This is a genomic window from Pedobacter sp. L105 (assembly GCF_009765875.1).
In the GTDB taxonomy this organism is placed as follows: Bacteria; Bacteroidota; Bacteroidia; order Sphingobacteriales; family Sphingobacteriaceae; genus Pedobacter.
This window is the reverse complement of record NZ_LMUP01000012.1, coordinates 34,459-45,372: the sequence shown is the minus strand read 5'-3', so window position 1 is coordinate 45,372 and position 10,914 is coordinate 34,459. Positions and strand designations below refer to the sequence as shown.

Sequence of the window (10,914 nt, the reverse complement as noted above, 5' to 3'; positions counted from 1 at the left end):
GCTTTCAGAGAAATGCACTGGCACTCCATCGCCGCAGAATGGGCCTTTATTATTGAAGGCAAGGTACGCACTACGATTGTTTCTCCGGATGGCACAACCTCGACAGATGATTTTGAACCCGGCGATGTATGGTATTTTCCAAAAGGACATGGCCATTGTCTGCAATGCCTGGGCACAGAGTCCTGCCTCTTCCTTCTTGGATTTGATAATGGCCATTTCTCAGAATTTGGGACTTTTAGTTTAACAGACTGGATCAGCCATATATCTCCTGAAATATTAGCGCGCAATTCTGGTTTATCTGCTTCAACTTTTGCTTCTTTCCCTAAAAAGGAGTTATATATTGGCGTGGGGAAAATTGCTACGGAGCCTAAACCAGCCAATATGACCCCTTCAATTCCTTATAGCACTTCCCTTCATAAATTCCGTCTGGAACAAGATGGGGTAAAACAAGTTTATAAAGGTGGTTTTACTCAGGTTGTTTCTTCGCTCGAATTTCCTATTCAGACTACTTTAACCGGTTTGCGGATGGATATAGAACCTGGCGCAATGCGCGAAATACATTGGCATCCGAATGCCGACGAATGGCAGTATGTACTCAGCGGAGAAGGTAACGTGAGTATTTTTGGTTCCCATGGACGGGTAAAGACAATGCCTTATAAAAAAGGAATGGTTGCCTTTATCAAACAAGGATACGGACATTATATTGAAAACACCGGTAAGGAAACCCTGAAAATAGTAGTGCTTTTTAATAGTCCTGTTTATCAGGAGATCACTTTGAATGACTGGTTTAATTCTAATCCGACACAGTTAGTGGCCGATCATTTTAAATTGAGTTTGCCAGAAACAACTAAGTTGGAAAAATACAAAACAGGCATCTTCTAATGCTCCTATATTTGTAGTCCCAAACCTCTGAAATAACAGTTTTTCAGAGGTTTTTCTGTTATATCAGCAATCAATAAAATGGTGATGCGGATCATAGATTGCATTAAATTACCATTATTTTCTAGTATTATTTTAAACATATACCTACTTTCGAACCATTTAACCGAATCCGCGTCTTTAACACGATTTTTACAACAGATAAAGTATACCTTATATCATATGAACAACACAACAAACCGCAAACAGGACGCATTAGATTATCACTCAGATGGGCGGCCAGGTAAGATTGAAGTGGTGCCTTCCAAACCAACAAATTCACAAAGGGATTTAGCACTAGCCTATTCACCAGGCGTTGCAGAACCTTGTATGGAAATATACAGAAATCCGGAAGATGTTTATAAGTATACCGCTAAAGGAAATTTAGTAGCCGTGATCAGTAACGGTACCGCGGTATTGGGATTGGGAAATATCGGCCCTGCCGCAAGCAAACCAGTAATGGAAGGTAAAGGCCTCTTGTTTAAAATTTTTGCCGATATCGACGTTTTCGACCTGGAAATTAATGCTACTACAGCTGACGAGTTTGTGAATGTAGTGAAAGCACTTGAGCCTACTTTTGGGGGGGTAAACCTGGAAGATATTGCTGCCCCTATGTGTTTTGAGATAGAACGCCGATTAAAAGAGGAAATGAATATCCCGGTGATGCACGATGACCAGCATGGAACGGCGATCATTACCAGTGCAGCACTGATCAATGCCTGCGAACTGCAGGGCAAAAAACTGGAAAAGATAAAACTAGTGGTTAGCGGAGCTGGTGCAGCTGCCGTTTCCTGTATTAAATTATATTTAAAGTTAGGCGTTAAAAAAGAGAACATGCTGGTGTTTGATAAGGATGGTATTGTCAATACTGACCGCACCGACCTTGATCCTATCCGTATGGATTTTGCTACTTCAAGAAAAGATATTAAAACCACTGCGGAAGCCATGAAAGGCGCCGATGTTTTCCTCGGACTTTCTGCTGCTAATATTGTCAGCGTAGAAATGGTACAGTCGATGGCTAAGAACCCAATTGTATTTGCACTGGCTAACCCCGATCCTGAAATTGCTTACGATCTGGCCATCAATAGCCGTAAAGATATTATTATGGCAACCGGTCGTTCTGACTTTCCTAATCAGGTGAACAATGTATTAGGCTTCCCTTATATTTTCCGCGGGGCGCTGGATGTACGTGCCACTTCAATTAATGAGGAAATGAAGATCGCTGCGGTAAAAGCAATTGCTGAACTCACCAAATTACCTGTTCCCGAAATTGTAAACCTGGCCTATAATGCAAAGAACCTTAAATTCGGAAAAGACTATATTATACCTAAACCGATTGATTCAAGGCTGATCAGTATTGTTTCTACAGCGGTAGCTAAAGCAGCCATAGCTTCTGGCGTGGCACGTAAAAATATTACCGACTGGACAGCTTACCAGGAAGAATTGCAAACAAGGCTGGGCGCAGATGATAAGATTTTAAGAAAGTTAGCCAGCAGAGCAAAAGCAGCGCCTAAATGCGTGGTATTTGCAGAGGCCGATAATTATAAGATCCTGAAAGCGGCGCAGATCGTTAGGGACGAAAGAATCGCTACCCCTATCCTGCTGGGTAACGTAGAGAAGATACAAAAGATCATGCTGGAGCATGGAATTGAATTGGGAGATGTTAAAATCATTGACCCACGTCAGGGAACAGAATATGATGAGAAGTTCGCAGAACATCTTTTCCAGAGACGCCAGCGACGCGGTATTACATTATATGATGCCAGGATGCTGGTGCGCGACCGTAACTATTATGGCGCAAGCATGGTGGAATTTGGCTATGCAGATGCCCTGATCTCCGGTTTAACAAAAAATTATAAGTCTACTTTAAAACCTGCCCTTCAGGTTATCGGTACCAAACCTGGTGTAAAGAGGATTGCCGGTATGTATATGATGCTAACAAAAAAAGGACCTGTTTTTCTTGGAGATACAACCGTTAATCCTGATCCATCTTCACAGGATATGGTAGATATCACAAGCCTGATCAATGAGAAGGTGAAAGGATTTAATATTACACCAAGAATAGCGTTATTGTCTTATTCTAACTTTGGTTCTAACACCGGACCGATCCCGGATAAAATGAGACTGGCTACATCTATGCTGAAGGAGAAATACCCTGATATGATCGTGGATGGAGAGATGCAGGCGAATTTCGCCATGAATGCCGACCTGCTACAAGGAAATTATCCATTTTCAAGCTTAAAAGGAAGCCCTGCTAATACGTTAATCTTCCCAAATCTGGAGTCTGGAAACATTTCTTATAAACTATTGCAGGAACTTGGAAATGTGGAAGCTGTTGGGCCGATCCTACTTGGATTGAATAAACCAGTGCACGTTTTGCAAATGGACAGCTCTGTTAGAGAGATCGTTAACATGGTAACCATCGCTGTAGTAGATGCAGGGCATTAATTAGATAAAGTTTAAGAATTGTCAAATTCTTGCTAAAACCTCCGGGAACTGTATGTTCGCCGGAGGTTTTTTTTTGACATTTTCCGACTATAACACAATTGATACACAGTAAATTATTTTACAGTAACAGAAATGATACTAAATTATAATTTCATTAAAATAGAGTAACATTTCGGTTTCAATAAAATAGAAAGCGTGCTTATACATATATTTAACCCCGATTATTAACTAACATAACTTTATTAACCCATGAAAAAACTTATACTAAGTTTATTCTTTTTAGTGTGCATAGCGGTAACCACCGCCATGGCACAAACGCGATCGGTTTCCGGAACCGTAAGAGGGAAGGAAGACGGCCAGCCTATTCCCGGAGTATCTGTAAAAATTAAAGGTACTAATAGTGGAGTATCCACCAATTCAGATGGAAAATATGCCATTCAGGTAGCCACTGGCGCTACATTACAATTCAGTTCTATTGGTTACACTACCGGAGAAGTGTTTGTAGGTAAAGAAACCGTTATCAATTTTGCTTTAGTTTCTGCAGATGCACAATCTCTTGGAGAGATCGTTGTAACTGCTAATGCAATTAAAAGGGAAAAAAGAACATTGGGTTATTCTGCACCTACAGTACAGAGTGCTGAGTTAACAGAAGGTGGTAACCCAAGTGCAATTAATTCGCTTGCGGGCAGAGTTGCCGGGGTAAATATTAGCAGTTCCTCTAATACACCAGGAAGTTCATCCAATATTGTACTTCGTGGCGGGTCGTCTATCGCTGGATCAAATCAGGCATTAATGGTAGTAGACGGTGTGCCTATTGATAACTCGAGCAATATTGCCGGAGGTTCTTTATCAAGTGTTGACATGGGTAACAGAGGAAATGATATTGATCCTAATGATATTGCTTCAATTACCGTATTAAAAGGTCCCGCAGCGGCAGCACTTTATGGTTCACGTGCATCTAACGGTGCCCTAATCATTACCACTAAGACTGGTAGCAAGAATGCCGACAAAACTTCAATTACCTTCAATACATCAAACACCTGGTCTAATGTTGTGAAATTGCCTACGCTTCAAAATGAGTATGGCCAGGGATATTATGGTACCATTTCAGCTGATGGAAAAAGTGCAACTTACATCAATGACCCAAGGGAAAATGGCAGCTGGGGTGCTCCTTTGAATGGAGCCGTACAACCATGGGGCCAATCGATAAACGGTGTACAACAGGAAAAACCATATTCTGCGATACCAAATAACATCAAAGATTTTTTTGATACTGGTTTCGCTACCGACAATAACCTGAGCTTTTCTGGCGGTAATGACAAATCAACCTTTTTCTTAGGGCTAAATGGTTTAAATTCGAATGGGGTATTTCCAGGTAGCAGCGATGTTTTCAATAAATACGGTGTGAGGTTTAACGGTTCAACCGAATTAAGTAAAAAGTTTACCGCAAGCGTTTCCTTTAATTATTCCAACATCAGCAGTAACACTCCTGCAGGTGGACAGGACGGTTCTTCGATATTAAACAACGTATTGCAAACACCAAGAGATATTGATTTGCCTTCAATGAAAAACCTTAGCAATCCATATAATGCTATTGGACCTGCAAACAGCCCTAATACCTATGGATACTATGGCGCTTATACCATGAACCCCTATTGGATTCTACAGAATTATAAAAATTTAGATAATATTAGCCGTTTAACAGGAAACTTCAATTTAACTTACAAACCTGTAGAATGGTTAAATTTAGTAGAACGTGTTGGTATCGACACATATACAGATCGTACCAGACTGATCGCTCCTAAGTATTCATTTACTCCCGCAGATGATACAGGAGGTGCTGATTTGTATTCAGATGCCAATATACAAACAGGTGTTGGCTCTTACCAGATTAATCAAAGTAATGTAACCGAATTTGTTCACGATTTTATGGCTACTGCACACCATAAGTTCGGTCAGGATTTTGACGCATCATTAATGGTAGGTAATAATGTCCGCATACGTAATACTTCAGCTACAGAAACGTCAACTAATACCTCGGGGGGATTGGTGGTACCAGGATGGTATAATTTATCAAACAGCAATGGGCCGGTTAACGTATTAGAAGACAATATCGCTAACAGAAGATTGTTTGGTCTTTATGCTGATTTAAATTTATCATATAAGAACTTCTTATTCCTGGAAGGTACGGCTAGAAATGATTGGTCTTCTACTTTACCAGTGGATAATCAATCATTTTTCTATCCAAGTGTGAGCGGTTCATTTGTATTCTCTGAGTTATTAAAAAACAACTCCACATGGGACTTTTTAAGTTATGGTAAGATCAGATCAAGTTATGCCATGGTAGGTAATGATACTGATCCTTATCAATTAAGCACAACTTATTCTAAAACCGTGATTAACGGAGGCTTCGGCAATACTACCTTCCCATTTGGAAATGCACCGGGACTAATGGCCAGTAGCACTATTGGAAACCCGGAACTTAAACCAGAAAAAACAACTTCATTTGAAGTGGGTACAGAATTAGGATTTCTTAAAAACAGATTATCTTTTGATTTCAGTTATTATAAAAACGATTCCAAAAACCAGATCTTAAGCGTTCCGATCCCAAATTCTACTGGATATAATTATGCCGTATTAAATGCCGGTGAAGTTCAAAACTCAGGAGTTGAAATCAGTTTAAAAGGCACTGCTATCAAAACGACTGATGTAACCTTAGACTTTTTTGGAACTTTTACCAAAAACAATAGCAAGGTAGTATCACTGCAGCCTGGCTTAGATCAGATCAGTGTTGGCGGCTTTGGTGGTATGTCAATTGTTGCTGCTGTAGGTAAACCTTATGGTGAGTTTTATGCAGTGACCAATGCAACAGACGCACAAGGAAGAACTATTGTAAATAAAACAACTGGTCTTCCGGAAGCTACTGGCACACCTGAATACCTGGGAAGTTATAATCCAAAATACCAGGCATCTTTCGGAACAAGTGCCCGTTATCAACACTTTACCCTTACTGCCCTTTTTGATACCAAACAAGGTGGTAAATTCTTCTCCAGAACAAAAGACATCACAGGTTTCAATGGTACTTCACTGGAAACTGGCGGAGACAGAATCGGCGCTATTTTCCCGAACTCTGTTACGGTAACAAATGGAGTAAGTACACCAAACACATCAATTGGATATAATAAACAAGATTATTATACTGGCGGTGTAAATCCGGGAATGGATATCGTGGATGCTTCTTACATCAGATTACAATCGGCTAATATCTCCTATACCTTCACTAAAAAACAATTGATGCGTTCTCCATTTGGTGCAGCATCAATCGGTATCTATGGTAATAACCTTATACTTTGGACACCAAGTTCAAACAAATATGCAGATCCGGAAATCAATTCTGCCGGAGCTGGAAATGTCCAGGGATTCGACTTTACAGCACAGCCATCTGTACGTAACTATGGTATCAATTTAAAAGTTTCATTTTAATAAAAGCTATCGATCATGATAACAAAAAAAATATTTAATCCTAAGAAGTTATTACTGATGCTATTTGTCGGCACAGCCGCATTATCAGGTTGTAAAAAATTCCTGGATGTTAATCAAAACCCTAACAACCCGGACTCGGCTCAATCCAGCCTATTGTTACCCACTGTTGAAGCTGCTGTTGGACAGATTACGGGAAATTATTTCCAAATTTATGGAGGAATGTTGAGTCAATACTGGACGCAAAGTACCAGTGCCGGCCAGTATAAAGCCATCGACCAGTACATCCAACACAATACAGACTTTGATGGTGCGTGGTCAGTCCTTTATCACAATGCGCTGATCAATTCACAATTGATCATCACCAGTAAAGAATCTAATGTTCAGGTTACGCAAGGCATGGCTTATATTTTAAAAGCTTACGCCGCTCAATTAACCACTGATGCATTTGGTGATATTCCTTTGGCAGAAGCTTTAAATGCTGGTCAGTTCAACAATCCACATTATGAAGCTCAGGCATCTGTTTATGATAGTATCTTTACCTATATCGATAAAGGGATGGTATTATTGAATAATACCAGTTCTGCTAACCCTGGTAGCCAGGATATTATTTTTCAGGGTGATGTGGTTAAATGGAAGCAATTTGGAAATACTTTAAAACTTAGAGCTTATCTTAGAATCATTAAAGCTGATCCTAATAAAGCTGCTGCTGGTATTGCCGCCTTATATGCTACCAATCCGGCATTTCTTACCGCCGACGCTTCTATTATCTACAATAGTGTTGGTGGTAATGAAAATCCATTATATAACACAATGGTAGCTTTGGGAAAAACCCAGAACCTGGTAGCAAGTTCTACAGCAGTTAGTGCTTTCGAACGCAACAGCGATCCGCGATTATATAAATTCTATGATCCAATTCCTGGACAAGACACCATTACAGCAATCCCACAGGGAAGTTACTTATCCTTCCCTGGTAAAATCGTATCTATTCCTTCAGCGTTGGTAGGTGCAAGTCCATTATTGCCTGCTTCTGCAACTGCCCCTGTAAAATTGATTTCTACTTCAGAAAGTGATTTCCTGCAGGCCGAAGCCGTGGTTAGGGGATTAGCTACAAAAGGAGACGCATCAACGTTATTTCAGGCTGGTATTACTGCTAGCTTTATAGCTACAGGTTTACAAGCTACTGATGCTGCGGCTTATATTGCTGCTGCACCGGATGCATTGCCTGCTTTTAATGCCGCTGGATCAACAGAAGATAAAATTAAAGCGATCATCACGCAGAAATATTATTCGATGAATGGTTTCCAGGGATTTGAAGCGTGGACAGAATGGCGCAGAACAGGTTATCCTACTTTCTTCATTCTATCAGAAGCCTCAAAACAAGGAAATGGTTTCCCGGTAAGGTTCCTTTATCCTAACAGTGAAGCTGTTTCAAACCTGAATTATCCAGGTACCGTATCTGATATCACTCCTGTTTGGTGGGATAAATAATTCAAACTGCTAACAGGTTAAAACAAAAGGCCGGATCATTCATCATGATCCGGCCTTTTGTTTTGATATAATTCTCACAAACAATATGCTGCAGTTAGAAATATATCTGACATGCAAATGTGAAATCTAATTAGATACGATAAAATTATTATTATCAAACCATGGACCTGTAACACCTGTTGAACTTATAACCCTACCTTGAACTGTATAAACACCTACAGAACGAAGAACAAATTTTAATACAGGTGACGTTTGAGGTCCCACTACAGAAACTCCAGTTGGAGAGGTTATTTGAATTTGATACTGTGTCCCAGCTGGAGCAGTAGCATTCACAAAGGAGAAAGTAGCAATCATTTGTGTACCTGGATGGTAAGAACCACTCGTTGATGGACTATTAGGAGATGAAAATGCAAGAGCTACCGGAGAGGCACAGGTACCATTAAGATTTGCATATGCCTGACCCAGCAACAAAAGATCCTTCCAAATCAACATTTAAATATTTCTTAAAAATATACTTAAGATCAAGGCTAAATATCTCCTCTGGCTTTAAACCTGGATTAGCCTGAATATCCAATACTTGCTGCTGACCAAAAGGAGCAATTCCTGTAATTTGCATTATGCTCGGCAAGTTATAGTTACTATTAAAACTAAGGTTAATTTTATCTTTACTTTTAAGTATATAATCATAATTCAAACGCGAAACCAATCCAATTACATCATAGGGATGATTCGAATTGTATGTTAAATCATAAGCAAATGCTGATAAACTGGCTGTAACTTCACTCCTCTTATGGGTCAGAACATATCTGAAGCCCAGATCATGATTCGAACTTTTAATTTTAACATTCTATTCTTTGACGGTCATATCTTTCGAAAAAAAATTCAAATCATTCGTAGTATAAGCCTGAAGAGAAGAGTATTTATCAATATCAAAGTTTAGTCTGTAATCTAATCCCAGAGTATTATTTTTAACACTTCTGTTAGCGAGACTATCTCCACTATTGTCAGATGAAAAATCATTATTTTTCCCACTATTTGTACCTGCCCTTAGTTCTACATCATAAAAGTTTTTTTTTGATGACTTCCTTAGCTCATCAAAACTAAGAGCTACATTAGTATTAATCCCCTTAAATGACTTTAACGATTGAAAATAAGTCGTATCCGCTCTTTTTAAATTAGATGTGATATAACTGGATGTATTCTGTTCATGATTATCAGCAATCTGGCTATTACTACTAATGGTTAAGGTCGTGACAGAATCTAGATTATTTCTTATAAAAACTTTTTATTTTTAGGGAGGGTTACAATTGTCGGAGTAGATGTAGCATTTGTTAAAAGAGTACGTACAGAATTGGATCAACAATATCAGCAGGTTTAACACGTCATAACGTATATTAATAATTAGCGCTGCTATCCATATATTTTTACACTCCAAAACGGAATAATGTAAAAATGCCCATCATTGTCTTATATTAGCATACTCAAGTAATCATATCATAGGCCAATAAATACACTATGCCTGACAAAATTCTGAATTTGTTCAAAATCAAAGTATTATCAGAAGTTTGCAAAACGAACAGCTATCGCATTTCGGCAAAAAACCTGCATCTCACCCCCTCCGCAGTTAGTAAAATCATCAAAGGGCTCGAAAAGGACTGGAACTTGCAATTGGTAGAATCAAAAGGAAATAGTATTAGGGTAAACGCACAGGCAGAACAACTGGCCGGTCTTGCTGTTAAACTGCTGCAAGCCAGTGACGAATTTAACAGTCATTTATCCCTTTTGAACAGCCATAACAGCACGGCTATATTAAAGATAGGTTCAGGTGGCTCACACACCAAGATCATTATGAACAGGATCCTGGAATCGTTTTTAAAATTATTTCCGGAAATTGAATATGAAGTCATTACAAATAACTCATCTGAAATATTAAGAGCAGTTGAGAGTGGCGAACTGGATTGCGGCATTGTTTCGGGATTAATACCTGATCGGGTAAATAAGGAATTGATTTATAAAGACAACATCTCTTTATATGCTTACCATAAACATACCCTTGTGGGTGCTGATGTATCGCTAAGCGCTATTAATTACCCGGTTTGCCTGCGGGAAAAAGGTTCTTCGACAAGATTCTATGTAGAGCAATTTCTTGGCGAACAGGAAATTTCTCTTCAAAATAGCAGGCAAACGGGGAAGAACGATGAACTAACGGACCACCTGTGCAAAACACAAGGTGCGCTGCAGTTCCTATCGGATTTTTATTACCTGAACAGTAATTGGAACAAGGAATATGTAAAAATCAAATGCAGGGACCTCCATATCCCAATACCTGTGTATTTCATCAGCAGGAAAAACTTTCAGTTCACTAAACTTAAAAAGCATATCCGTTCCACATCGTGGCAGGACGAAATTTTGGCTTCCTGAGTATTTTTTTTTCGCTTTGGGCACCGGATTACCCGGAGTAAATTTGTGCAGTTAATTAAAAATACTGCCTAATGAAAGCTAAAATCATCCCAAGCGCTGTAATATGCGAGATCATCATTTCTGCATATTTTACGGCAAACTATAAACTGGCTGCCT

6 protein-coding genes are annotated in these 10,914 nt (G+C 39.3%); 5 read left to right on the top strand and 1 reads right to left on the bottom strand.

Annotated elements, in window-relative coordinates; genetic code table 11:
• The 4 genes from GSQ84_RS22940 to GSQ84_RS22925 all read left to right on the top strand — a co-directional run.
• A partial coding sequence (locus GSQ84_RS22940; protein ID WP_158799717.1) for a cupin domain-containing protein occupies positions 1–882 on the top strand: 882 nt, incomplete at its 5' end.
• A 219-nt stretch (positions 883–1,101) separates the two neighbouring features.
• The gene (locus GSQ84_RS22935) at positions 1,102–3,366 is read left to right on the top strand and encodes an NADP-dependent malic enzyme (protein ID WP_158799716.1); all 2,265 of its coding nucleotides are present in this window, start codon (positions 1,102–1,104) and stop codon (positions 3,364–3,366) included.
• A 249-nt stretch (positions 3,367–3,615) separates the two neighbouring features.
• On the top strand, positions 3,616–6,849 hold the full coding sequence (locus GSQ84_RS22930) for a SusC/RagA family TonB-linked outer membrane protein (RefSeq protein WP_158799715.1): 3,234 nt from the start codon (positions 3,616–3,618) through the stop codon (positions 6,847–6,849).
• Between the two features lie 15 nt (positions 6,850–6,864).
• Entirely contained in the window at positions 6,865–8,337 is a 1,473-nt protein-coding gene (locus GSQ84_RS22925; protein WP_158799714.1) for a SusD/RagB family nutrient-binding outer membrane lipoprotein, read from the top strand.
• Positions 8,338–8,776: 439 nt separating this feature from the next.
• On the opposite strand, the gene GSQ84_RS28490 is transcribed toward GSQ84_RS22925, so the two are convergent.
• A complete protein-coding gene (locus GSQ84_RS28490) occupies positions 8,777–8,953 on the bottom strand; it encodes a hypothetical protein (RefSeq protein WP_158799713.1) in 177 nt (58 codons plus the stop codon).
• 899 nt (positions 8,954–9,852) lie between these two features.
• Between GSQ84_RS28490 and GSQ84_RS22915 the strand changes: the two genes are divergently transcribed.
• Complete coding sequence (locus GSQ84_RS22915; RefSeq protein ID WP_158799712.1) at positions 9,853–10,758, top strand: LysR family transcriptional regulator; 906 nt, start codon at positions 9,853–9,855, stop codon at positions 10,756–10,758.
• Positions 10,759–10,914: the final 156 nt, after the last annotated feature.